1 pseudogene is annotated in these 267 nt (G+C 64.0%); it reads right to left on the reverse strand.

The window, feature by feature from the left end:
• Positions 1 to 5 precede the first annotated feature (5 nt).
• A pseudogene (locus tag L8H52_RS30385) lies at positions 6 to 267 on the reverse strand (type II secretion system protein GspE); the annotation flags it as partial.

A 267-nucleotide genomic window follows, 5' to 3' on the forward strand; every position in this document is an offset into this window, starting at 1 on the left:
GTTCATCAGGCGTCCCGTGTCACACGGAGGATTTCTTCAGGCGCGGTGGCACCGCTGCGGATCCAGCGCTCACCGTCCTCACGCAGACTGAACATCCCGGCCTTGGCGGCGGATGCGCGCAAGGCCTGTTCCCCTGCTCCTTGGTGAATCAAGGTGCGAATATCGTCGTCGATGCAGAACAATTCGTGGATGCCGGTGCGGCCGCTGTAACCGGTTTGATTGCAGTTTGCGCAACCGACCGGGCGCCAGGTGCCGGGCGCGGTGGGG

The organism is Pseudomonas sp. CROZ-RG-20F-R04-15, assembly GCF_022662375.1.
Taxonomy (GTDB): domain Bacteria; phylum Pseudomonadota; class Gammaproteobacteria; order Pseudomonadales; family Pseudomonadaceae; genus Aquipseudomonas.